This is a genomic window from Falsiroseomonas sp. (genome assembly GCF_030695085.1).
Taxonomy (GTDB): Bacteria; Pseudomonadota; Alphaproteobacteria; order Acetobacterales; family Acetobacteraceae; genus Falsiroseomonas.
This window is the reverse complement of record NZ_JAUYTS010000116.1, coordinates 1-26,764: the sequence shown is the minus strand read 5'-3', so window position 1 is coordinate 26,764 and position 26,764 is coordinate 1. Positions and strand designations below refer to the sequence as shown.

Sequence of the window (26,764 nt, the reverse complement as noted above, 5' to 3'; positions counted from 1 at the left end):
CCGGCCGGCCGCAGCGGCGTCAAAAGCAGTGTCGACAGTTTGCCAGAAGGTAGTACCAGCATGAAGCGCGACTTCCACGCCCCCGGCCGCAGCGCCGTCTATTCCGCCAACGGCATGGCCGCCACCTCCATGCCGCAGGCGACGCTCGCCGCGCTGGATATCCTGCGGGCAGGCGGCAATGCGCTGGATGCGGCGATTGCGGCGGTGGCGGTGCTGGGCGTGGTGGAGCCGCAATCGACCGGCATCGGCGGCGACTGCTTCTGCCTGTATGCCCCGGCCGGCAAGGGCCAGGTCATCGCGCTGAACGGCTCCGGCCGTGCGCCGATGGGTGCGACGCCGGAGGCGCTGCGCGCCGCGGGCCTGACCGCCATGCTGCCGACCTCCGCCCATTCCGTGACGGTGCCGGGCGCGATTTCGGCCTGGGAGACGCTGAACAAGGCGCATGGCCGCAAGGGGATGGATGAGCTTCTGGCGCCCGCCATCCGCTATGCGGAGGAGGGCTTCTTCGTCTCCGGCCGCGTGGCGTCCGATTGGGAATCCTCGGTCGGCAAGCTGGCCAAGCACCCGGGGGCGGCGAAGTACTTCCTGAAGGATGGCGCGGCGCCGAAGCTCGGCGACAAGTTCACCAACCCGGCGCTGGGCGCCACCATGCGCGCCATCGGCAAGCATGGCGCCAAGGCCTTCTATGAGGGCGACATCGCCGCCGACATGGTGGCCACCCTGCGCGCCGCCGGCGGCTTCCACACCGAGGCCGATTTCGCCCGTGGCGCGACGGTCGCGGAATTCGTCGACCCGATCAGCCGAGGCTGGCGCGGCATGGAGGTGTTCCAGTGCCCGCCGAATGGCAGCGGCCTGCTGGTGCTGATGATCCTCGGCATGATCGAGAAGCTCGGCACGGTGGAGCAGGGGGCTTTGAGCCCCGAGCGTTTCCACCGCCACATCGAGGCCGCCCGCCTGGCCTATCGCGACCGCGACGCCTTCCTGGCCGACCCGTCCCAGGTCGAGGTGCCTTTGGCGAAGCTCCTGTCGGAGGGCTACATCACCGACCTGGCCAAGCTGATCACGGACGGCAAGGCGATGGCGGAACTGCCGGAGGCCGGCCAGGCCGATTGGCAGAAGCACAAGGACACGGTCTACCTCACCGTGGTGGACAAGGACGGCAACGCCTGTTCCTTCATCAACTCGCTGTTCGAGGGCTTCGGCTCCGGCATCTTCGCCGAGAAGTCGGGCGTCATGCTGCAGAACCGCGGCTTCGGCTTCCGCCTGCAGGAAGGCCACCCGAACTGCATCGCGCCGGACAAGCGCCCGATGCACACCATCATCCCCGGCATGGTGATGAAGAATGGCGAGGCGATCATGCCCTATGGCGTGATGGGCGGGCATTACCAGCCGATGGGCCAGACCCTTTTCCTGGCCAACCATTTCGAATACGGCCTGGATGTGCAGGAGGCGCTGGATGCGCCGCGGCTGTTCCCCTACCAGGGCAAGGTCCAGGTCGAGCGCGGCATCCCGCCCGGCGTGATCGACCGGTTGAACCGCCTCGGCCATGACTGCGCGCTGGTCGACAAGCCGCATGGCGGCGGCCAGGCCATCCTGATCGATCGCGCGCGCGGCTGTCTGGTCGGCGGCTCCGACCCGCGCAAGGATGGCTGCGCGATGGGCTACTGAGCCCGCCCAGGAAAGGACCTCGCCCATGACCGAACCCTGCGATCTCACCGCCGTCGAGGCACGCCGTCTGATCGGCGTGAAGAAGCTCTCTCCGGTGGAACTGCTGGAGAGCTGCCTCGGCCGCATCGCCGCGGTGAACCATGCGGTGAATGCCGTGGTGGCGCTGGATGAGGACCGGGCGCGCAAGACGGCGAAGCAGGCGGAGGCCGATGTGATGAGCGGCGCCAAGCTCGGCCCGCTGCACGGCCTGCCGATCGGCATCAAGGATCTGGAGGAGGTGGAAGGGCTGCGCACCACCTGGGGCAGCCCGATCTTCGCGAACCACATCCCGACCCGGGACGAGGCGATGGTGACCAACATCCGCCGCGCGGGTGCCATCGTTACGGCGAAGACCAACACGCCGGAATTCGGCGCCGGCGCCAATACCCGCAACATCGTCTATGGCGCCACGGGCAATGCCTTCGACCCGACGCGCTCCGCCGCCGGGTCCTCCGGCGGGTCCGCGGTGGCGCTGGCCTGCGGCATGTTCCCGATCTGCTCGGGCAGCGATACCGGCGGTAGCTTGCGTAACCCGGCGGCCTTCAACGGCATCGTCGGCTATCGGCCCTCGCCGGGCCTGGTGCCGGCGGAACGGCGCGGCCATGGCTGGTCGGCGCTGCCGGTGCTCGGCCCGATGGCCCGCACCGCGACCGATGCGGCGCTTCTGCTGTCCGCCATGGCGGATGATGATGCCCAGGACCCGCTGGCCTATACCCTGCCGGGCCGCCGGGTGCGTGGCGGCGACCGGGACCTGTTCCCGCCGATGGCGGTGGATCTGGGCAGCCTGCGCGTCGCCGCGACGGCCGATTTCGGCATCTCGCCGACCGAGCAGCACATCCGCCGCGTCTTCGCCAGCCGGGTCGCCGCGCTGACCCCGCTATTCGGCCGGGTGGAGGAAGCCACCCCGGATTGCCGCGGCACCGATGAGGCCTTCGAGGTGCTGCGGGCGGCCAGCTTCCTTTCGGCCCATGCCGAGAAGGTGCGGACACGGCCGCAGGATTGCGGGCCCAACATCATCGCCAATGTCGAGGAAGGGCTGCGCTACAGCCTGTCGGATTATTCCCGCGCAGCCAGCGACCAGACCCGCATCTATCGTGGCTGGCAGGGCTTCTTCCAGAACCACGACATCATCATCAGCCCGGCCATCACCATCAGCCCGCGCCCCTGGACGGAGCTGTACCCGTCCGAGATCGACAACCAGCCGACCCGCACCTATTTCCACTGGCTTTCACTGGCCTATGCGGTAACGCTGGTGGGCCATCCCGCCATCAGCCTGCCGCTTGGCGTGGACGAGGCCGGCATGCCCTTCGGCCTGCAGATCGTGGGTCCGCGCGGCGGCGATGCGCTGGTGATGGCGGTCGCGGCCGCGATCGAGGCGGCAGTGGCGGGCGATGCCAGCCTGGCGCGGCCGGTGCCGGACATCGCGGCGCTCAAGGCGGCCCCGCCAATCTCCGGCATGCCGCAGTTCAAGACCTGGGGCTAAGCGCGAGGGGCTGATTCACCAGCCGCGATAGCCGCGGTTGTACCCGTGTCCCCGGCCGTAATAGGGCCGGGAATACCCGTATTGCGGCTGGCGGTAGTAGCCGCGGTGGCGATGGCTGTTGTCATTCGCCGAGGCAATGGCCGCCACGCCCAGCGCCGCGCCGGCGCCCAGCGCCAGGGAAGCCGGCACATTCACGCTGCCATCAGGATTCTGGCAGGCGCCCAGCAGCAGCGTGGTGGCGAGGGCGAGGGCAGGGAATACGCGCATGGTGTTGTTCCTCCGACACCCTGCAACATGGGCGGCGGCTGCGGCACCCCAAGGGCGGCTTTATGTCCGCGCCGCGGCGATTGTTGCTGCGTGTTGCAGCCCCTGCCGCCGGGGGCGGCGTAGGTCAGCTTTTGCCGCCGGAGAAGGCGTTGAAGGTCTGCAGCGTATAGGTGTCCTTCACCCCCGGCACGCTCTGCACCCGTTCCACCACGAACAGCCCGATATCCTGGTCCGCCTCCAGGTAGAACTTGCCCAACAAATCATACTGGCCGCTGGTGGAATGCATCTCGGACAGTTCCGGGATGCCATCGGCCATCTCCCGCGCCACGCGATAGGCCTGGCCCATCTCGCATTTCACCATGACGAAGATGGCTCGCATAACCGCTACTCCTGCCTCTAGGCTGCGCAGATTGGCGCGGCGGCGGCGCGGCGGGAAGGGGCTGGCGCGCCATGCCGTGCCCTGTCCCTTGGGCATGAAGCTTGCATGGCGCCCGCCGTGGCCCACCTTGCATAATCCCGGACCCGAGGTCATTTGCGCGCAGCCATGCACGTTGCATGATGCCCCGCCTGCGACTGGTGACGAACAGTAACGGTGCCTTCCCCGGCAAGTGCCGCTGGGCCAGAACAACGCTGTCAGAACTGGTGTCGAATGCGAACATCCTCCCAGCTTGCCGTCATGGCCCTTATCCTGGGGGTCGGAACGGCCTGGCACGTCTTCGGTGAGCGGGTTGGCCTGCCGCGCCCGCTGGCGTTGGTCGGGCTGGAAGCGGCTGCCCCCACGGCGCAGCAGCGCGGCGGCCCGGGTGGGCCGGTGGGGGTTGCCGTCGCGCCGGTTCGCACCGGGCCGGTGGTGGACCGCACCGAATCGGTCGGCACGGTCCGCGCCCGCAACGCCGTGGCGATCACCGCCAAGGTTTCCGGCATCGTCACCAATATCCGCTTCGAGGAAGGCCAGAAGGTCGCCGCCGGCGACATGCTGGTGGATATGGAAGCCGCTGCCCTGCGCGCCGAGCTGGACCAGGCCCGCGCCCAGTATGACGACGCCCGCAGCCAGGTGCAGCGCGCCCGGCAGTTGCAGCCAGGCCAGTCCATCGCCGCCCAGCGGCTGGAGACCCTGGAAGCCCAGGCCCGCCAGGCGGAGGGCCGGGTCCGCGCCACCGCCGCACGGCTTGAGGAACTTCGCATCGCCGCCCCATTCCCCGGCCGGGTCGGCCTGCGCCAGGTCAGCGTCGGCGCGCTGGTGCAGCCGGGCACGGTGGTGACCACGCTGGACGATATCGCCCGGGTTCGGGTGGAATTCTCGGTGCCGGAGGTCTTCCTGGCCCGCGTCCAGGTCGGAAGCCAGGTCACTGCCCGCAGCGCCGCCTTCGGCGATCGCCGCTTCACCGGCACCGTCGCCGTGATCGACACGCGGATCGACACCAACACCCGCACCGTCCGCGTCATCAGCGAATTCGACAATGCGGATGAGGCATTGAAGCCCGGCCTGTTCATGACGGTGGAGCTGGTGCTGGCGACCCGTGCCAATGCCCTGCTGATCCCGGAGGAAGCGATCGACCCGCTGGGCGACCGCAGCTTCGTCTATGCCATCCGCGACAACCGGGCGAAGCGCCTGGAGGTCCGCCTCGGCCAGCGCCTGCGCGGCGAGGTCGAAGTGGTCTCCGGCATCGATGCCGGTGACGTTGTCGTGGTTCGCGGCCTCCAGCGCCTGCGGAACGACGCGCCGGTGCGCGTGACCGAGACGATGACCCGCCCGACGTCCTGACAGCCGGCGGATTTGCAGAATTAGCCCAGGGAAGCCGCGCGATGGTGCTCTCGGACGTCTCGATCAAGCGACCCGTCTTTGCGATGGTCATCAGCCTGATGCTCATCGTGCTGGGCATGGCGGCGCTGATGAAGCTGCCGATCCGGGAATACCCCGCGATCGACCCGCCGGTGGTCTCCATCACCACCACCTATCTCGGCGCCTCCGCCGGCGTGGTGGATACCCAGATCACCGAGATCATCGAGGCCGCGGTGGCCGGGATCGAGGGCATCAAGGTGATGACCTCCAATTCCCGCGACGAACGCAGCCAGGTCACCATCGAGTTCCAGCTCTCGCGCAATGTGGATGCGGCCGCCAACGATGTGCGCGACCGCGTGGCCCGCGCGCTGGCCCGCCTGCCGGACCAGGCTGATACGCCGGTGGTGCAGAAGGTGGATGGCGATGCGCGGCCCATCCTGTGGGTGGCGCTGGTCTCCGACCAGCTTTCCGGCATGGAACTGACCGAGATCGCCCGCCGCCGCTTCGCCGACCAGCTCGCGATCGTCGAAGGCGTGGCGCAGGTCCTGGTGTTGGGGGAGCGCAAGCCCTCGATGCGCATCTGGCTGGACCGCCAGGCGCTCGCGGCCCGCGGCCTGACGGTGCAGGACGTGGAGGACGCGATCCGCCGCGAGAATATCGAGCTGCCGGGCGGGCGCATCGAAGGCACGGCGCGAGAGCTGACGGTGCGGACCGATACCCGCATCAGCGAACCCGCGCAGTTCCGCCAGGTGGTGCTGGCGCGCTCCGCCGGCGGCCAGGTGCTGCTGGGCGATGTGGCGCGGATCGAGGTGGCACCGGAGGATACCCGCGGCGGCTACCGCATCAACGGCAAGCCCGGCATCGGCCTTGGCATCCTGCGGCAATCCACGGCCAACACGCTCTCGGTGGCGGAAGGCGTGAAGTCGGAGGTGGAGCGCATCCGCGCCACCGTGCCGGATGGGGTGGATGTCGTCATCGGCTATGACGAAAGCACCTTCATCGCGCAGTCGATCTATGAGGTGCAGCACGCGCTGATGATCGCGCTGATCCTCGTCGTCGTCGTGATCTTCTTCTTCCTGCGGTCCTGGCGCGCCACCATCATTCCGGCGGTTGCCATCCCGGTCTCCATCATCGCGTCCTTCATCGCGCTGTCGGCACTGGGCTTCTCGCTCAATGTGCTGACGCTGCTGGGGCTGGTGCTGGCGATCGGCCTGGTGGTGGATGATGCGATCGTGGTGCTGGAGAATATCCATCGGCGCATCGAGGAAGGCGAGGCGCCGCTTCTGGCGTCCCTGCGCGGGGCGCGGGAGATTGCCTTTGCGGTCATCGCGACCACCCTGGTGCTGATCGCGGTCTTCGTGCCGCTATCCTTCATGGGCGGCAATACCGGGCGGCTGTTCACCGAATTCGGCTTCGCCCTGGCGGCCTCGGTGCTGTTCTCCGGCCTGATCGCGCTGACGCTGACGCCGATGATGTGTTCCAAGCTGCTGCGCGCGCACCAGGGCGAAAGCCGGCTGGTGCGCTGGACCGAGCCCTTCTTCCTCGGCATGAACTGGGTGCTGCGCAGCACGCTGCGCCGGGCGCTGGCCGCGCCGATCCTGACCATGGGCGGCGTCGCGGCGCTGACCGGGCTGGCGGTGCTGCTGTTCATCGCCCTGCCCAAGGAATTCGCGCCGACCGAGGATCGCGGCGTCATCATCATCCCGACCACCGGGCCCGAAGGTGCCTCCTTCGCCTACACCACCGAGCATGTGGAGCGGGTGGAACGGGTGCTGCAGCCCTATGTGGAAAGCGGTGAGATCGCGTCCCTGTTCGCGACCGTCGGCGGCTTCCAGCGCCCGGCGCAGGCCAATGTCGCCAATATCTTCATGCGCCTGGCGCCATGGAGCCAGCGGGACCGCAAGCAGCAGGCGCTGGCGGCGGAGATGATGCCGGGGCTGCTGGCGATTCCGGGCGTGCGCGCCTTCGCACTGAACCCGCCCTCGCTCGGCCAGCGCGGCTTCCAGCCGCCGGTACAGTTCGTCATCGGCGGCAACAGCTACGATATGCTGGTCCAGTGGCGTGATGCCTTCCTGGCGCGGGCGCGGGAGAATCCGCGGCTGCTGAACCTGGACAGCAACTTCCGCGAGACCAAGCCCGAGATCCGCGTCGAGATCGACCGCCGCAAGGCCGCCGAGCTTGGCGTTTCCATCCAGGCGATGGGCCGCACCATCGAGACGATGCTCGGCTCGCGCCAGGTCGGCACCTATGTCCAGGGCGGACAGGAATACCAGATCCTGCTGCAGGCGCGGGAGGAAGACCGCGCCAGCCCCTACGACCTGCAGAACATCTTTGTCCGCACCAGCAATGGCGGTCAGCTTGGCCTGATCGCCGGCGCGGGTTCCGCCCAGGGCGGGCTGGTGCCGCTCTCGAATGTGGTGACGCTGAGCGAACGGGCGCGGCCGCAATCCCTGGCGCGGGAGGACCGGGTGCGCGCGATCACCATCACCGCCTCCCTCGCCCCCGGCTACACGCTGGGCGAGGCGCTCGGCTTCATGGAACAGGTGGCGCGGGAAGTGCTGCCGCCGGAAGCCCGCATCAGCTATCGCGGCCAGAGCCTGGAATTCAAGGAAAGCTCCAGCGCCCTTTATGTGACCTTCGCCATGGCGCTGCTGGTGGTATTCCTGGTGCTGGCGGCGCAGTTCGAAAGCTTCATCCACCCCTTCATCATCCTGATGTCGACGCCCTTGGCGGTCACGGGTGGCCTTCTGGCGCTGCACTTCACGGGGCTTTCGCTCAACATCTTCAGCCAGATCGGGCTGGTGCTACTGATCGGGCTGATGGCGAAGAACGGCATCCTGGTGGTGGAATTCGCCAACCAGCTCCGCGACCGCGGCCTTTCCGTGCATGACGCGGTGCTGGAGGCGTCCGTCACCCGGCTGCGGCCGATCCTGATGACCTCCATCGCAACCGCCTTCGGCGCGCTGCCGCTGGCGATGGCGACGGGGGCGGGGGCGGAAAGCCGGCAGGCGCTGGGCGTGGTGATCGTGGGCGGGGTGACCTTCTCCACCTTCCTCACGCTCTATGCCGTGCCTGCGCTGTATCTGCTGCTGGCGCCCTTCACCAAGCCGATCGGCGCCATCGCCCAGAAACTGTCGGAGCTGGAGAACCAGCGCCCCCTGCACCACCCGGCGCCGGCGGAGTAGCCGCCGGTGCTTTCTACCCGCCCCGGGCCGCCCCGGGCCGCCCGGGGCCGGCCAGGGTAGCGGCCCGCGCCGACCCCGCATGAGGCCGGCGGAGTAGGCGCGGGCGGCATCCCGCGCTAAATCCCCGGCAGCAATCACGGGAGAGTCCGGCATGGCGCATGCGGCAGCACAGAAATCCACTGGCATCGAGGCCCGTACGGGCGGGCAGCTTCTGGCCGATGCGCTGGTTGCCAATGGCGCGACGCATGTCTTCGCCGTGCCGGGCGAAAGCTACCTCGACCTGCTGGACGGGCTCTACAACCAGCGCAACCGCATCGAGCTGGTGACCTGCCGCTTCGAGGCCGGCGCCGTGCATATGGCGGAAGCCCATGGCAAGCTGACCGGCAAGGCCGGCGTTGCCGTCGTCACCCGCGGCCCCGGCGCCTGCCACGCCGCCATCGGCGTACATGTCGCCTTCCAGGACAGCACCCCGCTGGTGCTGCTGGTCGGCCAGATCCCGATGAACGAGACGGATCGCGAAACCTTCCAGGAAGTGGACTACCGCCGCTTCTTCGGCCCGATCGCCAAATGGGTGACGCAGATCGACGAGGCGGCGCGGATTCCCGAACTCATCGCCCATGCCTTCGATGTCGCGACCAGCGGCCGCCCCGGCCCCGTGGTGGTGGCGCTGAGCGAGGAGATGCAGAAGGACCTGGCCAGCGTGCCGGATATCGGACCGGGCGTGGTGATGCCCGCCTATCCCGCCCCCGCCGCGCTCGACCGCATGATGGAGATGCTGGGCCGCGCGGAGCGCCCGCTGGCGATTCTCGGCGGCAGCGGCTGGTCGCCGGAGGGTCGCGCCGCCATCCGCGACTTCCTGGTGGGCAACGACATTCCCGTGGCGGTGTCCTTCCGCCGCATGGGCCTGTTCGATGGCACCTCCGCCCATTATGCGGGCGATCTGGGGGTTGGCGCCGATGCCGGGCTGGTGGCCAAGGCGCGCGAATCGGACCTGATCCTGGCCTTCGGCACGCGGCTTGGGGAGCCGGTGAGCCAGGGCTACACGCTGTTCGACTTCGCCGGAAAGCAACCGATCATCCAGGTGCATCAGGACCAGGCGGAGATCGGCCGCGTGCATCGCGTGGCGCTGGGCATCACCGCGGACATCAACGCCTTTGCTCAGGCCGCCGCGGCGCTGCCGCGCATCGAGGCGCCGCGCTGGGGCGCCTGGCGGAAGGATGTGCGCGCGGCGCGGGAGGCGCAGGCCAAGGCGCCGAGCTATGACGGCCCGCTGAACCTGGCCGTGGCGTTGCAGGCACTGGAAAAGGTGCTGCCGGCGGATACCATCTACACCTCCGACGCTGGCAATTTCGCCACCTGGCCGAACCGCTTCATGCATGTGCGGGAGGGGCAGGATTTCCTCGGCCCGACCAATGGCGCCATGGGCTATGGCATTCCGGCCGCCATTGGGGCGGCGATCACCCATCCCGACCGCACAGTGGTCTGCTTCGTCGGCGACGGCGGTGCGCTGATGACCGGGCAGGAAATGGCGACCTGCTTCCACCACGGCGTGGCGCCGATCATCCTGGTGTTCAACAACGGCATGTACGGCACGATCCGCATGTACCAGGAGCGCACCTATCCGGGCCGCGTCTCCGGCACCAAGCTGACCAACCCGGATTTCGCCCGCTTCATCGAGGCTTTCGGCGGCCATGGCGAGGTGGTGGAAGCGACCGATGAACTCGTGCCCGCCTTCCAGCGCGCCAAGGCGAGCGGCAAGGCGGCGATCATCGAGATCCGCACGAATCCGGAACAGGTGACCAACCGCGCCACCATCGCGCAGCTCCGGGCGCAGGCCGCCAAGGCCTGACGCCCGAAGCCGGGCTGCAGCCTATTCCGGCTGCAGCCCGGTGGAGCGAACCAGCTCCTGCCACAGGCTGCGCTGGGCCCGCATCAGCGCGGTGAATTCCGCCGGCGTGCTGGCGAAGGGGGCGTTGCCGTTGGCGGCCAGGCGCTCGATCATCGCCGGCTTCTTCAGGGCCTCATTGATCGCGGTGTTCATGCGCATCACGATCGGCTCCGGAATGCCCTTCGGGCCCATGACGGCGGAGAAGCTGGGCAGGTCGTAATTCGGCACGCCCTGTTCCTGCACCGTCGGGTATTCCGGGGCCAGCGGCCAGCGCGTCGGGTTGGTCACGGCCAGCGCGCGTATCTGCCCGGCACGCACCGTGCCGATGACGCCGGAATAGCTGTCGAACACCACCTGGATGTTGCCGGCGATGAGGTCCGCGAGCGCAGGCGCCGCGCCGCGATAGGGCACATGCGTCAGCTCCGTGCCCGTGCGCTGCATGAACAGCACGCCGAGCATGTGGTTGGCGCCACCCGCGCCGGCGGATCCGTAGTTCAGCTTGCCCGGATTGGCCTTCGCATAGGCCACCAGTTCCTGGATGTTCTGCACCGGCAGGCTCGGGGTGACGCAGACCATGGCGGTGCCGGTGGCGAAGCTGGCGATGGAGGTGAAGTCATCCACCCCCTCATAGCCCGGCGTCTTGAACAGCAGCGGCGCGCCGAGATGCGAGGACGGGCTCGCCATCATCACCGTGTAGCCATCCGGCGCGGATTGCGCGACATGCGCCGTGCCGATGGTGCCGCCGGCGCCGGAGCGGTTTTCCACCACCACCTGCACGCCGAGACCCTCCGCGAGGGCCTGCGCCTGCAGGCGCCCGGCGATGTCGCTGGCGCCGCCGGGCGGGTAGGGAACCACCAGGCGGATCTGGCGCGCGGGCCAGGGTGCCTGGGCAAGCGCAGGCGTTGCGAGCAGCCCTGCCGCGATGGCGGGCAGGTGGCGACGGCGAATCATGGGGGGACTCCGGGAGGGCATTGAACCAGTCAATTCAATGCAAGAACGAGGCCGCCCGCAAGCATTAACCCTCGCCGTCAGCGCCCAACCGCATAGCCCTGCATGCCGCGCGGATTGGCGCCGGCGAATAGCTGACCATCCGCCTCCTGCCGCGCGCCGGTCAGCCTTCCCTCGGACCAGTCGCCGCCGACATCGACCAGATGGCCGCGGGCGGTCAGAAGGCGCGCGACCTCCGGCGCATAGCGGCCTTCCAGCACCACCTTGCCGGGGCGGGCGACGCGCGGCCAGAAGCTGCTCGGCCAGTGTTCGGTGTGGAAGGACGGTGCGTCGATCGCCTGCTGGATGCCCATGGCGTGGTCCACCATGCGGGTGAACATGATGGGCTGCCACTGATCCTGCTGCTCGCCACCCGGCGTGCCGAAGCTCAGCCAGGGCCGGCCATCCTTCAGCGCCATGGCCGGGGACAGCGTGGTGCGTGGGCGCTTGCCCGGCTTCAGCCCGTTCGGCAGCGATTCATCGAGCCAGAACATCTGCCCGCGCGTGCCCAGGCAGAAGCCCAGCCCCGGTACCGCCGGGGAGGATTGGAACCAGCCGCCGGACGGCGTGGCGGAGACCATGTTGCCCTGGGCGTCGATGACATCGATGTGACAGGTATCCGCGCCCGAGACGCCGAGCCGCGCCACGGTGGGCTCACCGGCCCCCGGCGCGCGGGTCAGCAATTCCATCCGGCTGACCGCATCATGATCGACCCAGGGGGTCGCCATGCCGGGCAGGCTGCCGGGGCGGAGGTCGAGGCTGGCGGCCTCACCCACCAGCTTGCGGCGCTCCGCGGCGTATTCGTCGGACAGCAGATGGTGGATCGGTACATCGACGAAATCCGGGTCGCCGTAGAAGGCCTCGCGGTCCGCGAAGGCCAGCTTCATGCATTCGATGACGGTGTGGGCGTATTGCTCGCCCATCGGGTCCATGCCCGCCAGGTCGAAGCCCTCCAGCAACGCGAGGGTCTGCAGCATCGCCGGCCCCTGGCTCCAGACGCCGCATTTCAGCATGGTGTGGCCGCGATAATCGCGCCGCAGCGGGGCTTCCTGGCTGGCGCGCCAATGGGACATGTCCTGCGCCGTCAGCACGCCCTTGTGGCGCTGGCCGGAGGCATCGAGCAGCGCCTCCTTCGCGAAGAATTCCCCGATCGCCTCGGCGACAAAGCCGCCATACCAGGCGTTGCGCGCCGCATCGATCTGCGCGACGCGGTCATGCCCTGCCGCCTCCGCCTCCCGCAGCACCCGCTCCCAGGTCCGGCCGAGGGTGGGGTTGGCGTAGAGGCCGCCGGCGACGGGGCCGCCATTGCGCAGCCAGATCTCGGCGGAGGTCGGCCATTCGGTCTCGAACAGTGGCTTCACGGTGTTCAGCGTGGCGACAACGCGCGGCACATAGTGGATGCCGCGATGGGCGTAGCCGATGGCGTAGGACAGCACGTCGCGCAGCGACCAGGTGCCGTAATCGCGCAGCATCAGCGCCCAGGCATCGAAGGCGCCGGGCACCATGGCGGGCAGGAAGCCGGTGCCGGGGATGAGGTCCAGCCCCAGCTCGCCCTTCACATGGGCGACGCTGAGCCCGGCCGGGGCCACGCCCTGGCCGCAGATCACGCGCTGCGCGCCGGCCTTGGCATCGTGGATGATGATCGGGCAGTCGCCGCCCGGGCCGTTCAGGTGCGGTTCCGCCACCTGCAGGGTGAAGCCCGCGGCCACTGCCGCGTCGAAGGCATTGCCACCACGTTCCAGCACCGCCATGCCGACCTGCGAGGCGATCCAGTGGGTGGAGGCGACGACACCGAAAGTGCCGGCGATTTCGGGGCGCGTCGTGAACATTTGCGGGTATTTCCGTCTGGCGGCTTGAGACTGCTGCTTGAGATCGCCGATAGGCGCAGGCAGAAGCGTCACGGTCAATATTGCGGTGCGGAACAAGAATGCTGGTACCGGTGGTCGGGCCCTCCGGGGCGGGCAAGGATACGCTGATGGAAGCCGCCCGGCTGCTGCTGGCGCGTGATGCCCGCTTCATCTTCGCCCGCCGCCACATCACCCGCCCCGCCGAGGCGGGCGGCGAAAACCATGTCCCGATCAGCATCGCGGAATTCCGCCGGTTGCAGCAGGAAGGCGGCTTCGCCCTGTGGTGGGAGGCGCATGGGCTGCACTACGGCATCCCCTCCGCCATGGAGGTGGCGATGGCGGAGGGCCGCGTGGTGGTCGCCAACCTGTCCCGCACCGTGCTGGCGGAAGCGGCCACGCGCTACCCAACCCGCATCCTGAACATCACCGCCCCGCCATCCGTGCTGGCGGCGCGGCTGGCCGCCCGGGGCCGCGAATCGGCTGCCGATATCGAGGCCCGCCTGGCGCGGGAGGCCGCGCTGCCCGCCACCCTGCAGGTCGAGACGGTGCAGAATGACGGCAGCGTGGAACAGGGCGTGGCGCGGGTTCTGGAAGCCCTCAACCGAGCAGCGGCAGACGCTCGGCCAGCAGAAAGGGTGCGCCCGGTCCCGCCTGGGTGAACAGGCAGATCTCTGTCACCCGGCGCGGCTGCGCCGGCACATCGCCGAGATGGGCGGCCAGCGCCGGGCGCACCACGGCCATTTCCGCCTCGTTCAGCCGGCGGCTCAGGGTGACGTGGAACCACCATTCCTCGAAGACATAGTGGTAGCCCCAGCGGTGCAGGTTGTCCCGCTGCCGATCGGTCATGCGTTCGGGCTTGCGGCGGGCGATCTCGTCTTCCGCCGGCGGCACGCGATGCGCGTCGAGGCCGGCGACGCAGGCATCGCACAGTGCCTGCAACTCCGCCGAACGCTGGGTCTCCAGCAGCGCCAGGAAACCGTGATGCTCGGCCAGTTGCAGCGGCGGCAGGGCGAAGGGCCGGGTCCGCAGCGCCAGGGCCATCGCATCCGCCCGCAGCGCCGCATAGCTGGTGGCGATGCGGAAGGGCGGCTTCATCGTGCCGTGCAGGCCGTAGCCGCGCGCATCCCTGGTGATCTCGGCAATGTCGAGGCCGGGCAGGCCGGGCTGCGCCAGGGTGGCGCCGGTCTCCGTATCCCGCCCCAGCCATTGCGAACCAAGCTTATGCAGCGGGTCTTCGAGGCGTGGCGCCCAGTAGATGCCGGCGCGCATCAGGCGCGCCTCTTTGCATGATCCGCTCGCATCATGCGATCCGCTCCGCCGCGCGCCAGACCCTGCGCACCACCGCGTGCCCCTCATGCGGCCGGATCTGCACCAGGTCTGCCCGCAGCCCGGCCTCCAACCGCCCGCGATCGGTGAAGCCCGCCATCTGGGCGGCGGTGCCGGTGATCATCGCGATGGCGGCCGGCAGGGTGGTGTGGCCCTGGCCGGCGGCGAGCCAGGCGGCCTCGACCATGGCGGGCGGCACATAGTCGCTGGCCAGCACATCCACTGCCTGGTCATGCATCAGGTCGGAGACCGCCACATTGCCGGAATGGCTGCCGCCGCGGACGATGTTGGGCGCGCCGGCGATCACCTGCACGCCGAGCTTCTTCGCAGCTCGGGCGGCCTCCAGCGTCACCGGGAATTCGCTGATGGTGATGCCATCCGCGGCATTGCGGGCGATACCCTCGGGGCTGTCATCATCGTGGCTGGCCAGCGGCAGCTTGCGATGCGCCACGCGGTCCAGCAGCCAGCGGCGGTTCGGCTCCAGCAGCCTTTCCCGCGTCTCCAGCAATTCGGTGATGCGCTTGTCGACCTCCTCGGCCGTCTTGCCGCCCCGGATGCGCATCTGGCGGTAGCGTTCCACGTCCCGGTACTGGCCGACGCCCGGCGAGTGATCCATGAAGCTGACCATGCGAACCAGCGGATGGTCGGCCGCCATCTCCACCAGTTCCCGCATGTCGGCGGCCGGGATTTCGCAGCGCAGATGCAGGAAATGGTCCGATTTCAGCAGGCCGGTGCCGGTCAGCGCGTCCAGGTCCTGCACACCCTCCACGAAGGTTTGGGTGCGGCCGGCATCGAAGCCGAGGTCGCCGAGGCACAGCGCGTCCAGCACCGTGGTCACGCCAGCGGCTGCCGTCTGGCTGTCATGCGCCAGCATGGCGGAGCGGGACGGCCAGCGCGCGGTGGCACGCGGTTGCACCTGGCGTTCCAGATTGTCGGTATGTACATCGACGATGCCGGGGATCAGGTGGTCGCCGTCCAGGTCGATGGCGCCGGGGGCGTGGCTGCGGCCGGGCTGGATTTCGGCGATGCGGTCGCCGCGGATCACCAGCGTGCCGGGCAGCACCTCGCCCGGCAGAACCAGAAGCGCGTTGGTCAGAATCATCTCGGAGGTCATGCGGCGTCCTGGATTGGCAAAACTTCGAACAGGCGATCGGCCACCTGGTCGCGGATTTCGGTGTCGTGGAAGATGCCGATCAGCGCCGCGCCACGGGCCTTGGCCTCCGCGATCAGCGTCACGACCACCTGGCGGTTCACCGGGTCGAGGCTGGCGGTGGGCTCATCGAGCAGCAGCACGGGGTAGTCCGCGGCAAAGCCACGCGCCAGGTTGATACGCTGCTGCTCGCCGCCGGAGAAGGTGGCGGGTGGCAGTCCGTGCAGGCGGGGCGGCAGGTTGAGGCGGGTCAGCAACTCCGTGGCGCGCGCCAGCGCGGCTTCCGGCGCCACGCCTCGCGCGCGCAGCGGTTCCGCCACGATGTCGCGGGCGCCGATGCGGGGGATGACGCGCAGGAACTGGGAGACATAGCCCAGCGTCTCCCGCCGTATCTCCCGCACCAGCATCGGGTCGGCGGCGGCCAGGTCCACCAGCGCGCCGCGATGGCGGACCAGGATGCGGCCGGACCCGGCGCCGTAATTGCCGTAGAGGCAGCGCATCAGCGTGGACTTTCCGGCGCCGGAAGGTCCGGTGAGCGCCACGCATTCGCCGGGATGCACGGCAAAATCCACATCGGCGAGGACGGGGATGCGGACATCGCCTTGCAGAAACAGACGAAAAACCTTGGAAAGACCCTCGGTGGCCAGGGAGATGGTCATGCCGCCAGCACCGAGGAGACCAGAAGCTGCGTATAGGGGTGCTGCGGGTCGTCCAGCACCCGGTCCGTCAGGCCGCTTTCCACCACCACGCCATGCCGCATCACCAGCATCCGGTGCGCCAGCAGCCTTGCCGCGGCGATGTCATGCGTGACGATCAGCACGGCGAGGCCGAGATCGGCGACCAGCGCCCGGATCAAATCCAGCAACCGGGCCTGGACGGAGACGTCGAGGCCGCCCGTCGGCTCATCCATGAAGACCAGTTTTGGCAGGGTCACCAAGGTGCGGGCGATCTGCAGGCGCTGCTGCATGCCGCCGGAGAATTTGGCCGGGACCTCATCCATCCGCGCGGGGTCGATCTCGACGCGGGTCAGCCAATGGGCGGCCTGCTCGCGGATATTGCCGTAATGGCGGGCGCCGGTGGCCATCAGCCGCTCGCCGATATTGCCACCGGCGGAGACCGCCATGCGCAGCCCATCGCGCGGGTTCTGATGCACGAAACCCCATTCGGTCCGCATCAGCCGGCGGCGTGCGGCCTCGCTCATGCCGAGCACGTCCTGGCCGAGGTAACTGACCTCGCCGCCATCCGGGCGCATCAGGCCCGACAGCACGCGCAGCAGCGTGGTCTTGCCGCTGCCGGATTCCCCGACGATGGCGACCACCTCGCCGGGATGAATTTCCAGACCCACGCCATCCAGCGCGGCGATGCGGCCGAAGCGGAGGGTCAGGTCGCGGGCGGTGAGGAGGGGCGTGCTCATTCCGCCGCTTCCTTCATCGCCTGCCGCTCCGCGCAGAAATCCGTATCGGAACACACGAAAATCCGACCGCCGACATCATCCGTCAGCACTTCGTCCAGATAGGTGTCGCGCGATCCGCACAGCTCGCAGGCATGTGGCGCGCGGATCGGCCGGAAGGGGTGGTCGTCGAAATCCAGGCTCTTCACCGATGTATAGGGCGGCACGGCGTAGATCCGCTTTTCCCGCCCGGCGCCGAACAGCTGCAGCGCCGGCATCTGGTCCATCTTCGGATTGTCGAAGGCCGGGATGGGGGAGGGCGACATCAGGTACCGGCCATTGACCATCACCGGGTAGCTGTAGCTGGTGGCGATATGGCCGTGGCGGGCGATGTCCTCGTACAGCTTCACATGCATCAGCCCGTAATCGGCCATGCCATGCATCCGCCGCGTTTCCGCGATGCGGGGTTCCAGCCGGCCGAGAGGTTCCGGGATCGGCACCTGGTAGACCAGGATCTGATCCTCCCGCAGCTTGCGTTCGGGGATGCGGTGGCGCGTCTGGATGATGGTGGCGGCGTCCGTGCTTTCCGTTGTCGCGATGCCGGCGGTGCGGCGGAAGAAGGCGCGGATGGAGACGGCATTGGTGGTGTCGTCGCTGCCCTGGTCGATCACCTTGAGCACATCGGTGGGGCCGAGCACCGCCGCCGTCACCTGGATGCCGCCCGTGCCCCAGCCATAGGGCAGCGGCATTTCGCGTGACCCGAAGGGCACCTGGTGGCCGGGGATGGCGACGGCCTTCAGGATGGCGCGCCGGATCATCCGCTTTGTGCTCTCATCCAGATAGGCGAAGTTGTAGCCGCTCACTTCGCCGCCTCCACGCTTGCCCGCATGGTCCGCACGTTCTCCAGTTCCGACTGGAAATCGACGTAGTGCGGCAGCTTCAGATGCTCGACGAAGCCTGTGGCCTCCACATTGTCGCAATGCGACAGAACGAATTCCTGCTGCTGCGCCGGCGCATCAGCAGCCTCGCCGAGATCCGCCGCGCGCAGCGACCGGTCCACCAGCGCCATGGACATCGCCTTGCGCTCGCCATGGCCGAAGACCAGGCCGTAGCCGCGGGTGAATTGCGGCGGCTCCGTGCGGCTGCCCTTGAACTGGTTCACCATCTGGCATTCTGTGACGGTGATGTCGCCGAGGTCGATCTCGAAGCCGAGCTCCGGCGGCGTGAAGCCCACCGCCACCTCGCCCATGCGGATTTCGCCGACGAAGGGGTGGTTGTTGCCGTAGCCGCGCTGGGTGGAGTAGCCGAGCGACAGCAGGAAACCCTCATCGCCGCGCGCCAGCGCCTGCAGGCGCAGGGAACGATCGGCGGGGAAGGACAAAGGCTCCCGCGTCAAATCGCCCGGCTCATCCTCGCAGGCCGGCTCGCGCTGCATCAGGCCTTCGCGCGCCAGCATTTCCGTGACGCGCGGCGTGGCTTCCGTGCTGGGCTCCGCTTCGGGCGCCCCGCTGGGCAACCCGCCCGCCGCAGCCAGACGAAAGTCGAGAAGGCGGTGGGTGTAGTCGAAGGTCGGGCCGAGCACCTGGCCGCCGGGCAGGTCCTTGTAGGTGGCGCTAATGCGGCGCTGGATGGTCATGGCGTTGGTGTCCAGCGGCTGGCTGGCGCCGAAGCGGGGCAGGGTGGTGCGATAGGCGCGCAGCAGGAAGGCGGCCTCGATCAGGTCGCCGCGGGATTGCTTCACCGCCAGCGCCGCGAGGCCGCGGTCGTGGCACGACCCTTCCGCCATCACCCGGTCCACCGCGAGACCAAGCTGCGCCTCCACCTGGGCGGCGGTGAGTTCGGGGAGAGCAGGATCGCCGCGGCGGGCCTCATTCAGCCAGGCATGGGCGGCGCCGATCGCCCGCTCACCGCCCTTGGTCGCGACATACATGGCTCAGCCTTCCTCGATCGCGACGCTGCGCGGCAGGGCGGCGATGGCGTCGCCCGCGCAGAGAATCACATCCACCCCGCAAGGCGTGCGCGCGCGGTTCGTGACCCAGTCGGCCAGGAAGTTCGCAGGGGCGCCGCGCACCTGCAGCCGATGTTCGTCCCGGATGCCCGGCCCGGTCAGCTTCCAGCCGCTGCCTTCGGCCAGCGCCGCCACCTCCAGGATCAGGGTGGCGCCACGCTCCGGCTCCTCCTCATTCCCCGGGTCGAGCGCCAGCAGGCCGGCTTCTGAATCCAGCACGAATTGCGCGGCCCCGGCGGCCACCAGTGGCGCGCCGCAATGGAAGCGCACCCAGGCCGCGGCGACGGGGCCGGCATTGAGGCATAGCCGCGTCTCGGCATCCACCAGGGTCAGCAGCACGGCAGCGGCGGCCGGCGAAAGGCCCGGCGGCAGCTCCGGCGGATGCGGCACGCGCTGCACCTGGCCGGGGCGGCTCATCGCCTGGAGTACAGCGCGGAAGCTGGCCTGCGCGTCCAACACCGGGTCGGCGAAGCCGGGGAAGGTGGTGCTGGTGGCGCCCGGAGATTTGGTGCCGGTGGCGCCCGGGGCGTTCGTGCTCATCGCATCTGGGTCATGGTGAAGAACTCCACGCGCGTTGCGGCTGCCTTGCGGGCCTGGGCCGCGCGGCGCTCGGACTGGGCCTGTTCCAGCGGGCCGATCACCGCCGCCTCCAGCGCCGGCGCCCGTGCCGGGTCCTGCATCAGCGCATCCAGCAGCGCGGCCAGCTCCGCCTGGCGCGCATCGCGGCCGGCGACATAGCCATGCCCCACCGTGCCATCCGCCAGCCGCACGGCGCAGCGCGTCACGGTCATCTCACCCAGGTTGAAGGGCGCGCCATCGCCGCCGGTGCGGCCGCGCACCATCACCAGCCCGGTCTCCGGCCCGCGCAGGCGCTTGTGGCCGGGCAGGGCGGGCAGGTGGTCCAGCCGCGCGGCGATCTCGTCCGCGCCGGCGCGGGCCAGGATGGACATCCAGCGGCGACGTGCGGGAGGATCGGGAAGGGGGGGTGCCAGGGTCTCGGTCATGGGGCGCTCTATTTGTCTAGACAACTAGTCATCCGCCCCGATAAGGTCAAGCAAAACTCGCACAAGCCGGCCGGGAGGGGTTTGAACTTTCCATGACGAACCAGGCAGCAAGGGGTCATCCCACGCCATGACGGACGACCCGAACGGGCGCGAAACCCTGCCCGCCGGCGGTCTGCTCGCGCGTGGCCAGGGTGTCGCGCTGTGGCGGCAGATCGCCCAGCGGCTGGAGCGGGACATCGCCAGCGGCACCCACGCCCCCGGTGGCCGCCTGCCGACGGAGGCCGACCTCGCCGGGCTGTACAACGTCAACCGCCACACCGTGCGCCGCGCGATGGAGGAGTTGGAAGGCCGCGGCCTGGTCCGCATCGAACAGGGCCGCGGCAGCTTCGTGGCCGAGGATGTGGTGGATTACAGCCTCGGCCCGCGCACCCGCTTCTCCGAGATCATCCGCCGGCAGAACCGCGAGCCTGGCGGGCGCATCCTGCGCGTGTCCGAAATGGCGGCCGAGACGGGGCTGGCCGAACAGCTCGGCATCCGCCGCGGCCGGCCGGTGATCGTGGTGGAGCGCCTGTCGCTCTCCGATGGCCGGCCGCTGGTGCTCGGCACCCACCATTTCCCGGCGACGCGCTTTGGCAGGCTGCCGGAACTGCTGCGCCAGGACCCCTCCATCACCACGGCGCTGACCGCCTGCGGCGTGCCGGATTACCGCCGCCGCATCACCCGCATCACCGCCCGCCTGCCAACGCCGGAGGAGGCGGAGCTTCTGCAGCAATCCCGCAACCGCCCGGTGCTGGTGACGGAGGGCATCAATACCGATCCGGCCGGGGAGGTGGTGGACCTCACCATCGGCCGCTACGCCGCGGGCCGGGCGCAGCTTGTCGTGGAGTCCTGAATGAGCTGGTTGATCGCGGGCGGCGACGCGCTGCTCGATGGCGCGCTGCGGCCGGAAGCTGTGGCGCTGGCTGAAGGGAAGGTGGCCGCCACCTCCGCATCAGGCGCGCGTCGCTTTGATGCCAGCGGATTATACGTACTGCCCGGCCTGGTCGATATCCATGGCGACGCGCATGAGCGGCAGATGCAGCCGCGCCCCGGCATCGGCTTCCCGCCCGCGCTGGCGATGCGCGATTCGGCGGCGCAGCTTCTGGCCGCCGGAATCACCACTGCCTGCCTCGGCGTGACCCTGTCCTGGGAGCCTGGCCTGCGCGGCATCGTCGCCTGGCGCGCCACGCTGGCGGCGGTGGAGGCGCTGCGCGGCCAGGGCGGTAATGGATGCGGCTGCGACCTCCGCATCCATTGCCGGCACGAGGCCGATAATCTCGACGTGGTGGAGGAGTTGCTGGGCGACATGGCGGCCGGCCGCGTCGCGCTGCTCGCCTTCAACGACCACACGCCGAGCATCCTGAAGCGCCTGTCCGACCCGGCCAAGGCGGCGGCCTATGCCCAGCGCGGCGGCGTCGCGGTGGCCGCGTTCGCCCGGATGGCCGAAGCCGCCATGGCGCGGCGGGCGGAGGTTCCGGCCGCCCAGGCCCGGCTGGCGGCGGCCGCCCGCGCCGCCGGCATCCCCATGCTGAGCCATGACGACGCCACCCCCGAGGCCCGCGCCGGCTTCCGGGCGCTGGGCGCGCGGATCTGCGAGTTTCCGGTGGCGGAGCCGGTGGCCCATGCGGCGCGGGAAGCCGGGGAGCCGGTGGTGATGGGGGCGCCGAATGTGGTGCGCGGCGGCAGCCATCTCGGCTGGGGCTCCGCCGCGCCGATGGCGGAACAGGGCCTCGTGACCATCCTGGCCTCGGACTACTACTGGCCGGCGATGCTGGAAGCCGCCTTTGTCCTGGCCGGGCGCGGCGTGCTGGATTTGCCCGCCGCCTGGGCGCTGGTCTCCGCCAACCCGGCGGCGGCGGCGGGCCTCGCCGACCGTGGGCGCATCGCGCCGGGGCTGCGGGGCGACGTGGTGGTGGTGGACCCGGTGCGGCGCGCGCCGGTTGCCACCTTCTGCGCCGGCGCGTTGGCCTGGCTGGCGGCGGAGGCGGCGGGACGGGTTGGCTGAGCCATCCCCCTCACGCGCTTGCCAATGGAGGGGCTGCACCAGGATCGGCTATGGCCTGGCATGGAAGGAGATGGGCCATGACGCGACGTGCCCTCGCCATGCTGATGGGCGTGCTGCTGCCCGTGCTGCTGCCCTGGGTCGAGGCCCGCGCCCAGGCCGACCATCCGCTGGTCGGCCGCTACGAAGGGGCCACCCTGCGCGACCGGGTGGAGGAGGCCTTCACCATATATCCGCGGATCATCGGCTTTGAGGACGGCACGCCGCTGATCGAGTTGCGGGAGGGCAAGCTGACCCGGCTGGCCTACAACAATCCGCCCGGCCGCTCGACATTGGAGGTTCTGCGCAACTACCTGGCCGCGCTGCAGGCACAGCCCGGCTTCCGGCTCGATTGGGAATGCGCCGGCCGCGCCGCCTGCGGCAGCACCGCACGCACGCCGCAGGGGCGGGGCTGGGACGGGGTGAACCGCATGAATGTCGGCGCCGGCGGCGATGTCCGCTACGCCACGGGCCAAATCGCCACCGTGGCGACGGAGGCCTTCATCGCCATCGGTGTCACCCCGCAGCGCACCCTGGTGCATGTGCTGGAAGTGGCGCCGATGCAGACGCAGATGGTCGCGCCCGATGCCGCGACGCTGGCGGCGGAGCTGGACCGCAGCGGCCGCGCCACGCTGCCCGGCGTCTTCTTCGACACAGGCGAGGACACGCTGCGCCCGGAATCCGATGCCGCGCTGGCGCAGGCCGCCGCCCTGCTGCAAAGCCAGCCCGGGCTGCGGTTGCGGGTGGAGGGTCACACGGATGCCGAGGGCGCGGCCGCCTTCAACCTGGCGCTGTCGCGGCGCAGGGCCGCACGGGTGCGGGAAGCCCTGGTCGAGCGCCACGGCATCGACCCGGCGCGGCTGACCGCGGAAGGGTTTGGCCAGGCGCAGCCGGTGGCGGACAACGCCACCCCGGAAGGCCGCGCCCGCAACCGGCGGGTGGAGCTGGTGCGCCCCTGAGGCCCCGGCTTCAGCCTTTCGCCCGCCGGATCGCCGCCTGCGCCATCGCATCCAGCGCGTTGAGAAAGCGCGATTTGTCCGCCCCCGCCATCGGTGGCGGGCCGCCGCCCATGCCCATCTCCCGCAGATGCTGCGACATGGCACGGCCCGCCAGGGCGCTGCCGATGTTGTTCTCGGTCCAGGGATGGCCCTTGAAGTTCAGTGCGAAGGCGCCCTTGGCCAGGCAGCGGGCGGCGAGGGGGATATCGGCGGTCAGGCAGATATCCGTGGGCGTCGCCTCATCGGCGATCCAGTCATCCGCCTTGTCCGCGCCATCGGTGACGATGACGATCCGCGTGCGCCCGCCCGGTGGCCGGATGGGGCGGGAGCCGTTGGAAATGAAGATGGTCTCGAAGCCCAAGCGGCCCGCCACGCGCAGGATTTCGTCCCGCACGGGGCAGGCATCGGCATCGACCAGAAACCGCGGTTCGCCTTGTCCCATCGATTTAGACCTCCGGTGCTCGGCTACGCCTGCGCCCTCCGGTCATCGATGGGCTCACCGCCCTTGCGTAGCGGGCGGCAGCTCCACCGCATAGGTCTCAAGCGCCGGTATGCTGCGGATCATGCGGCGATCGGCCAGGAAGCGGGCGAAGCGTTCATAGCGGTTGCGGTCCAGTGCGCCGGGGCTGGGGGAGAAGCGGTTCGCCGTGCTGGCGAAGGCGCGGCGGTTCAGCTCGTTGTCCAGCTCGCGCCGCGGGCCGGCGATGAACATGCGCCAGGATTCCTCCGGGTTGTTCAGCAGGAAGTGGGTCGCGGCCTCCGTCGCATCGATGAAGCGGCGCAGCGCCGGGTCCTGCACGCGGTCCCGATGGGCGATGTAGATCAGCTCGTCATAGGCCGGCGTGCCGTATTGCTCGGGGAAGAAGGCGCGGCCGGGGCGGTTCTCGATGTCGAGCTGGTGCAGCTCGAAATTGCGGAAGCCGCCGAGAATGGCATCCACCTGGCCCGACATCAGCGCCGAGGACAGGCCGAAATTCACGTTGACCAGCCGGATGTCGGACAGCGTCAGGCCCACCGTCTCCAGCATCGCGCCCATCGTCACTTCCTCGAACCCCGCGACGGAATAGCCGACGCGCTTGCCGCGGAGGTCCGCCAGGCTGCGCACCGGGCCATCCCGCAGCACGGTCAGGGTCGACAGCGGCGTCGCCACCAGCGTGCCGACGCGCATCAGCGGCAGGCCCTGGTCGATCGCGAGGTGCAGGTTCTTCTGGTAGTACACGCCGATATCGGCGCGGCGTGCACCGACCAGCCGCGGCGGGTCGTTCGGATCGGCCGGCGCGATGATCCGCACATCCAGGTTCGCCCGGGCGAAATCGCCGCGTTCCTGGGCGATGATGATGGGCAGATGGTCCGGGTTGATGAACCAGTCCAGCAGCACCGTCAGCGGCGTCGGCGCCGGCTGTGCGAGTGCGGGAAGTGGCGCCAGCAGCAGAGCCAGCGCGAAAACAAGGCGCTTCATGTCGTGACCTTTTCGGTGAGAAGGGAATCGGGCTGCCACGGGATCGCCCGGCGCAGCAGCCAGTCGGTGGCGAACCACAGGGTGAGCGCCATCAGCATCAGCACGAACAGCGCGGCGAACATCACATCCGTCTGGCTGCGGCCATTGGCGTGCAGCATCAGGTAGCCAAGGCCCGCCGAGGCCCCGACCCATTCGCCGACCACCGCGCCGATCGGCGCGACGGCGGCGGCAACGCGCAGGCCGGAGGCCAGCGCCGGCAGCGCCGCCGGCACCCGCACCCGCCACAACGTGGCGAGCCGCCCGGCGCCCATGGTGGCGGCCAGGTCGAGCATCCCCGGCTCCGTCCGCCGCAGCCCGTCATAGAAGGCGGTGGCGACGGGGAAGAAGATGATCATGGTGGCCATCGCCACCTTGCTGGCGATGCCGAAGCCCAGCCACAGCGTCAGCAGCGGCGCGATGGCGAAGACCGGAATCGCCTGGCTCATCAGCAGCAGCGGCAGCAGCCAGCGCCGCCCCTCCCGCCACGCCACCAGCACCAGCGCGGTGGTGATGCCGAGCAGCGAGCCCAGCGCCAGGCCGAGCAGGATCTCGGTGCCGGTGATCAGCGCGTGATGGAGGATGCTGTCCCACCGATCCGCCAGCGCCAGCGCCACGCGGGAGGGTGCCGGCAGCAGGAAGGGCGGCACATCAGTGAGCCAGACAAAGCCCTGCCACAGCAGGACCAGCCCGAAGGCGGCGATGAATCCGCGGATCATGCCACCGCCTCCGCCAGCCGTTCCAGCAGCGCGGCCTGGGCCGCCAGCAGGGCCGGGTCTCCGGCCGGGCGTGGCGGCACCCCGGCAGGAACGGGCACTGCCACCGGCACGGCGGGCGCGCCGGTCAGGACGAAAATCTGGTCCGCCAGGCGCAGCGCCTCCAGCGGGTCATGCGTCACCAGAAGCACGGTGCGGCCAGCCAGCAACCGGGCGGAGAGCGACTGCATGCGGTGGCGCGTCGGCGCATCCACGGCGCTGAAGGGCTCATCCATCAGCACCAGGGGGCGGTCTTCCATCAGCGTGCGGGCGAGGGCCACGCGCTGGCGCATGCCACCCGAAAGCTGCGCCGGGCGTTTTTGCTGGTCGCCGGTCGCCAACCCGACCTCGGCCAGCATGGCACGCGCCCGCGGCAGGTCCGGCGCCTGGCCGCGCAGATGCGCGCCGAGGGTGATGTTGCCCAGCACGTCGCGCCACGGCGCCAGCAGATCCTGCTGCGCCATGTAGGCGACGCGCCCGGCAAGCGGGGCATGGTCCTCGGCCTGCACGGACCCGCCTTCCGGCACCGGCAGCAATCCGGCGACCAGGCGCAGCAGCGTGGATTTGCCGGACCCCGAGGGGCCAAGCAGCACAGTGGTCCGCCCGCCCGGCACATGCAGGTCGAGCGCGCCCAGCACGGCCTGCCCCCCAAGCGAGAGGCCACGCGGCAAGGCAATACGGAATCCGGGTATGGGCAGCGCGAGCACGACACCGTTCCCTTCGCCGGCATGACCCGGATCAGGTTCGTGGGGTCGCGGGGACTGCCCCGCCTCTCAGCCCCCAATGGGCTCCCCCCGATGACGATGGGATGTATGGGGTGATGCCGTGCGGCTGGCAACCCCCCAACCCGCGACCCGGAAACGTCACCCACTCCCGCTTGTGTAGCTTGCGGAACATTTGTAGGTGATTGCTACAAGTCTCTGATTTTAAATAAGAAATTGACGAATGGCCGGGTATGGTCGTAGGCACGCACCACGCTTTCGGACCGCCTGTCATGTCCCCCATCGCCATCACCATCCTCGCCCTCGGCATGTCCGTGGATGCCTTCGCCGCCGCCCTCAGCCGGGGTGCGACCGTGCAGCGTGTGCGCGTGGGCGATGCGCTGCGGACCGGGGCGGTGTTCGGGGTTGTGGAGACGGCAACGCCGCTCCTGGGCTGGTCCATCGGCATCCTGGCGGCGGGGTATATCTCGGCGATCGACCATTGGGTGGCCTTCACCCTGCTCGGCCTGGTCGGACTGCACTGCCTCTACGCCGCGCTGCGCCGCACGGCGGATGCGCCGCCGCGGCGCAATTCGGTGTGGATGCTGGTGGCGATCGCGGTCGGCACCAGTATCGATGCCATGGCGGTCGGCGTGACATTTGCCTTTTTACAAACCGATATCTATACCGCGTCAGGGATCATTGCGGCA

General features: G+C 69.5%; 26 protein-coding genes and 1 riboswitch. Of the genes, 10 read left to right on the top strand and 16 right to left on the bottom strand.

Annotated elements, in window-relative coordinates; translation table 11 throughout:
• Window positions 1-60: 60 nt before the first annotated feature.
• Both ggt and Q8S40_RS12700 read left to right on the top strand, forming a co-directional pair.
• Window positions 61-1,668 (top strand): gamma-glutamyltransferase, encoded by a 1,608-nt coding sequence (ggt, locus tag Q8S40_RS12705; protein WP_305670700.1) that lies wholly within the window; start codon window positions 61-63, stop codon window positions 1,666-1,668.
• Between the two features lie 25 nt (window positions 1,669-1,693).
• On the top strand, window positions 1,694-3,190 hold the full coding sequence (locus tag Q8S40_RS12700; protein WP_305670699.1) for an amidase: 1,497 nt from the start codon (window positions 1,694-1,696) through the stop codon (window positions 3,188-3,190).
• A 15-nt stretch (window positions 3,191-3,205) separates the two neighbouring features.
• Here Q8S40_RS12700 and Q8S40_RS12695 read toward each other — a convergent pair whose 3' ends face one another.
• Window positions 3,206-3,457: a hypothetical protein gene (locus tag Q8S40_RS12695; protein WP_304815706.1), complete on the bottom strand. Its 252-nt coding sequence runs from the start codon at window positions 3,455-3,457 to the stop codon at window positions 3,206-3,208.
• A 124-nt stretch (window positions 3,458-3,581) separates the two neighbouring features.
• On the bottom strand, window positions 3,582-3,836 hold the full coding sequence (locus tag Q8S40_RS12690) for an Lrp/AsnC ligand binding domain-containing protein (protein ID WP_304815763.1): 255 nt from the start codon (window positions 3,834-3,836) through the stop codon (window positions 3,582-3,584).
• A gap of 297 nt (window positions 3,837-4,133) precedes the next feature.
• Between Q8S40_RS12690 and Q8S40_RS12685 the strand changes: the two genes are divergently transcribed.
• The 3 genes from Q8S40_RS12685 (at window position 4,134) to Q8S40_RS12675 (ending at window position 10,274) form a co-directional block, all read left to right on the top strand.
• Window positions 4,134-5,222 (top strand): efflux RND transporter periplasmic adaptor subunit, encoded by a 1,089-nt coding sequence (locus Q8S40_RS12685; RefSeq protein ID WP_305670698.1) that lies wholly within the window; start codon window positions 4,134-4,136, stop codon window positions 5,220-5,222.
• 41 nt (window positions 5,223-5,263) lie between these two features.
• Window positions 5,264-8,425 (top strand): efflux RND transporter permease subunit, encoded by a 3,162-nt coding sequence (locus Q8S40_RS12680; RefSeq protein WP_304815702.1) that lies wholly within the window; start codon window positions 5,264-5,266, stop codon window positions 8,423-8,425.
• A gap of 151 nt (window positions 8,426-8,576) precedes the next feature.
• Window positions 8,577-10,274, top strand: coding sequence for a thiamine pyrophosphate-dependent enzyme (locus Q8S40_RS12675; RefSeq protein WP_305670697.1), 1,698 nt, complete (start codon window positions 8,577-8,579; stop codon window positions 10,272-10,274).
• A gap of 21 nt (window positions 10,275-10,295) precedes the next feature.
• On the opposite strand, the gene Q8S40_RS12670 is transcribed toward Q8S40_RS12675, so the two are convergent.
• Both Q8S40_RS12670 and Q8S40_RS12665 read right to left on the bottom strand, forming a co-directional pair.
• Window positions 10,296-11,264, bottom strand: a complete 969-nt coding sequence (locus Q8S40_RS12670) for a tripartite tricarboxylate transporter substrate binding protein (protein WP_305670696.1) — start codon at window positions 11,262-11,264, stop codon at window positions 10,296-10,298.
• Between the two features lie 77 nt (window positions 11,265-11,341).
• Entirely contained in the window at window positions 11,342-13,129 is a 1,788-nt protein-coding gene (locus Q8S40_RS12665; protein WP_304815698.1) for a gamma-glutamyltransferase family protein, read from the bottom strand.
• A gap of 98 nt (window positions 13,130-13,227) precedes the next feature.
• On the opposite strand from Q8S40_RS12665, the gene phnN reads away from it, so the two are divergent.
• Window positions 13,228-13,806: a phosphonate metabolism protein/1,5-bisphosphokinase (PRPP-forming) PhnN gene (gene phnN, locus Q8S40_RS12660; protein WP_305670695.1), complete on the top strand. Its 579-nt coding sequence runs from the start codon at window positions 13,228-13,230 to the stop codon at window positions 13,804-13,806.
• Here the strand turns inward: phnN and Q8S40_RS12655 are convergent.
• Genes Q8S40_RS12655 through phnG form a run of 8 tightly spaced genes read right to left on the bottom strand, consistent with a single transcriptional unit; the run spans window position 13,745 to window position 20,025 of the window.
• Window positions 13,745-14,416 (bottom strand): DUF1045 domain-containing protein, encoded by a 672-nt coding sequence (locus Q8S40_RS12655; RefSeq protein ID WP_305670694.1) that lies wholly within the window; start codon window positions 14,414-14,416, stop codon window positions 13,745-13,747. The genes phnN and Q8S40_RS12655 overlap by 62 nt on opposite strands.
• A 31-nt stretch (window positions 14,417-14,447) precedes the next feature.
• A complete protein-coding gene (locus tag Q8S40_RS12650) occupies window positions 14,448-15,575 on the bottom strand; it encodes an alpha-D-ribose 1-methylphosphonate 5-triphosphate diphosphatase (protein WP_371136833.1) in 1,128 nt (375 codons plus the stop codon).
• 8 nt (window positions 15,576-15,583) lie between these two features.
• Window positions 15,584-16,282, bottom strand: coding sequence for a phosphonate C-P lyase system protein PhnL (phnL, locus tag Q8S40_RS12645; protein WP_305670693.1), 699 nt, complete (start codon window positions 16,280-16,282; stop codon window positions 15,584-15,586).
• Window positions 16,279-17,037: a phosphonate C-P lyase system protein PhnK gene (gene phnK, locus Q8S40_RS12640; RefSeq protein WP_305670692.1), complete on the bottom strand. Its 759-nt coding sequence runs from the start codon at window positions 17,035-17,037 to the stop codon at window positions 16,279-16,281. Before phnK ends, phnL begins: the two co-directional genes overlap by 4 nt.
• Window positions 17,034-17,876: an alpha-D-ribose 1-methylphosphonate 5-phosphate C-P-lyase PhnJ gene (locus tag Q8S40_RS12635; RefSeq protein WP_305670691.1), complete on the bottom strand. Its 843-nt coding sequence runs from the start codon at window positions 17,874-17,876 to the stop codon at window positions 17,034-17,036. The genes phnK and Q8S40_RS12635 overlap by 4 nt, the downstream gene beginning before the upstream one ends.
• Window positions 17,873-18,943 (bottom strand): carbon-phosphorus lyase complex subunit PhnI, encoded by a 1,071-nt coding sequence (locus tag Q8S40_RS12630; RefSeq protein ID WP_305670690.1) that lies wholly within the window; start codon window positions 18,941-18,943, stop codon window positions 17,873-17,875. The genes Q8S40_RS12635 and Q8S40_RS12630 overlap by 4 nt, the downstream gene beginning before the upstream one ends.
• 3 nt (window positions 18,944-18,946) lie before the next feature.
• Entirely contained in the window at window positions 18,947-19,561 is a 615-nt protein-coding gene (phnH, locus tag Q8S40_RS12625) for a phosphonate C-P lyase system protein PhnH (protein WP_305670689.1), read from the bottom strand.
• Window positions 19,558-20,025: a phosphonate C-P lyase system protein PhnG gene (gene phnG, locus Q8S40_RS12620; RefSeq protein WP_305670688.1), complete on the bottom strand. Its 468-nt coding sequence runs from the start codon at window positions 20,023-20,025 to the stop codon at window positions 19,558-19,560. Before phnG ends, phnH begins: the two co-directional genes overlap by 4 nt.
• 127 nt (window positions 20,026-20,152) lie before the next feature.
• Here phnG and phnF point away from each other — a divergent pair, with 127 nt between their 5' ends.
• The 3 genes from phnF to Q8S40_RS12605 all read left to right on the top strand — a co-directional run bounded on the left by phnF (window position 20,153) and on the right by Q8S40_RS12605 (window position 23,064).
• A complete protein-coding gene (gene phnF, locus Q8S40_RS12615) occupies window positions 20,153-20,917 on the top strand; it encodes a phosphonate metabolism transcriptional regulator PhnF (protein ID WP_305670687.1) in 765 nt (254 codons plus the stop codon).
• A complete protein-coding gene (locus tag Q8S40_RS12610; RefSeq protein ID WP_305670686.1) occupies window positions 20,918-22,069 on the top strand; it encodes an alpha-D-ribose 1-methylphosphonate 5-triphosphate diphosphatase in 1,152 nt (383 codons plus the stop codon).
• A gap of 77 nt (window positions 22,070-22,146) precedes the next feature.
• Window positions 22,147-23,064: an OmpA family protein gene (locus tag Q8S40_RS12605; protein WP_305670685.1), complete on the top strand. Its 918-nt coding sequence runs from the start codon at window positions 22,147-22,149 to the stop codon at window positions 23,062-23,064.
• A gap of 10 nt (window positions 23,065-23,074) precedes the next feature.
• Here Q8S40_RS12605 and Q8S40_RS12600 read toward each other — a convergent pair whose 3' ends face one another.
• The 4 genes from Q8S40_RS12600 to Q8S40_RS12585 form a co-directional block, all read right to left on the bottom strand.
• Window positions 23,075-23,545 carry a DUF188 domain-containing protein gene (locus Q8S40_RS12600; RefSeq protein WP_305670684.1) on the bottom strand — a complete coding sequence of 157 codons (471 nt, stop codon included), beginning with the start codon at window positions 23,543-23,545 and terminating at the stop codon, window positions 23,075-23,077.
• A gap of 54 nt (window positions 23,546-23,599) precedes the next feature.
• Window positions 23,600-24,562, bottom strand: a complete 963-nt coding sequence (locus tag Q8S40_RS12595; protein ID WP_305670683.1) for an ABC transporter substrate-binding protein — start codon at window positions 24,560-24,562, stop codon at window positions 23,600-23,602.
• Entirely contained in the window at window positions 24,559-25,317 is a 759-nt protein-coding gene (locus Q8S40_RS12590) for an ABC transporter permease (protein ID WP_305670682.1), read from the bottom strand. The genes Q8S40_RS12595 and Q8S40_RS12590 overlap by 4 nt, the downstream gene beginning before the upstream one ends.
• Complete coding sequence (locus Q8S40_RS12585) at window positions 25,314-26,060, bottom strand: ABC transporter ATP-binding protein (protein WP_305670681.1); 747 nt, start codon at window positions 26,058-26,060, stop codon at window positions 25,314-25,316. The genes Q8S40_RS12590 and Q8S40_RS12585 overlap by 4 nt, the downstream gene beginning before the upstream one ends.
• Window positions 26,051-26,158: riboswitch (TPP riboswitch) on the bottom strand. Its footprint overlaps the gene before it by 10 nt.
• Window positions 26,159-26,347: 189 nt before the next feature.
• Between Q8S40_RS12585 and Q8S40_RS12580 the strand changes: the two genes are divergently transcribed.
• The coding region (locus Q8S40_RS12580) for a manganese efflux pump MntP family protein (protein WP_305670680.1) at window positions 26,348-26,764 on the top strand (417 nt) is incomplete at its 3' end.

Excerpts from the sequence above, each read along its gene's own strand:
- ggt (WP_305670700.1), top strand. The coding sequence starts at position 61 with ATGAAGCGCGACTTCCACGCCCCCGGCCGCAGCGCCGTCTATTCCGCC.
- Q8S40_RS12595 (WP_305670683.1), bottom strand. The coding sequence starts at position 24,562 with ATGAAGCGCCTTGTTTTCGCGCTGGCTCTGCTGCTGGCGCCACTTCCC.
- phnH (WP_305670689.1), bottom strand. The coding sequence starts at position 19,561 with ATGAGCACGAACGCCCCGGGCGCCACCGGCACCAAATCTCCGGGCGCC.
- Q8S40_RS12610 (WP_305670686.1), top strand. The coding sequence starts at position 20,918 with ATGAGCTGGTTGATCGCGGGCGGCGACGCGCTGCTCGATGGCGCGCTG.
- phnK (WP_305670692.1), bottom strand. The coding sequence starts at position 17,037 with ATGAGCACGCCCCTCCTCACCGCCCGCGACCTGACCCTCCGCTTCGGC.
- Q8S40_RS12665 (WP_304815698.1), bottom strand. The coding sequence starts at position 13,129 with ATGTTCACGACGCGCCCCGAAATCGCCGGCACTTTCGGTGTCGTCGCC.
- phnN (WP_305670695.1), top strand. The coding sequence starts at position 13,228 with ATGCTGGTACCGGTGGTCGGGCCCTCCGGGGCGGGCAAGGATACGCTG.
- Q8S40_RS12685 (WP_305670698.1), top strand. The coding sequence starts at position 4,134 with ATGGCCCTTATCCTGGGGGTCGGAACGGCCTGGCACGTCTTCGGTGAG.
- Q8S40_RS12590 (WP_305670682.1), bottom strand. The coding sequence starts at position 25,317 with ATGATCCGCGGATTCATCGCCGCCTTCGGGCTGGTCCTGCTGTGGCAG.
- phnG (WP_305670688.1), bottom strand. The coding sequence starts at position 20,025 with ATGACCGAGACCCTGGCACCCCCCCTTCCCGATCCTCCCGCACGTCGC.
- Q8S40_RS12650 (WP_371136833.1), bottom strand. The coding sequence starts at position 15,575 with ATGATTCTGACCAACGCGCTTCTGGTTCTGCCGGGCGAGGTGCTGCCC.
- Q8S40_RS12680 (WP_304815702.1), top strand. The coding sequence starts at position 5,264 with ATGGTGCTCTCGGACGTCTCGATCAAGCGACCCGTCTTTGCGATGGTC.
- phnL (WP_305670693.1), bottom strand. The coding sequence starts at position 16,282 with ATGACCATCTCCCTGGCCACCGAGGGTCTTTCCAAGGTTTTTCGTCTG.
- Q8S40_RS12670 (WP_305670696.1), bottom strand. The coding sequence starts at position 11,264 with ATGATTCGCCGTCGCCACCTGCCCGCCATCGCGGCAGGGCTGCTCGCA.
- Q8S40_RS12655 (WP_305670694.1), bottom strand. The coding sequence starts at position 14,416 with ATGCGCGCCGGCATCTACTGGGCGCCACGCCTCGAAGACCCGCTGCAT.
- Q8S40_RS12605 (WP_305670685.1), top strand. The coding sequence starts at position 22,147 with ATGACGCGACGTGCCCTCGCCATGCTGATGGGCGTGCTGCTGCCCGTG.
- phnF (WP_305670687.1), top strand. The coding sequence starts at position 20,153 with ATGACGGACGACCCGAACGGGCGCGAAACCCTGCCCGCCGGCGGTCTG.
- Q8S40_RS12690 (WP_304815763.1), bottom strand. The coding sequence starts at position 3,836 with ATGCGAGCCATCTTCGTCATGGTGAAATGCGAGATGGGCCAGGCCTAT.
- Q8S40_RS12695 (WP_304815706.1), bottom strand. The coding sequence starts at position 3,457 with ATGCGCGTATTCCCTGCCCTCGCCCTCGCCACCACGCTGCTGCTGGGC.
- Q8S40_RS12675 (WP_305670697.1), top strand. The coding sequence starts at position 8,577 with ATGGCGCATGCGGCAGCACAGAAATCCACTGGCATCGAGGCCCGTACG.
- Q8S40_RS12600 (WP_305670684.1), bottom strand. The coding sequence starts at position 23,545 with ATGGGACAAGGCGAACCGCGGTTTCTGGTCGATGCCGATGCCTGCCCC.
- Q8S40_RS12630 (WP_305670690.1), bottom strand. The coding sequence starts at position 18,943 with ATGTATGTCGCGACCAAGGGCGGTGAGCGGGCGATCGGCGCCGCCCAT.
- Q8S40_RS12700 (WP_305670699.1), top strand. The coding sequence starts at position 1,694 with ATGACCGAACCCTGCGATCTCACCGCCGTCGAGGCACGCCGTCTGATC.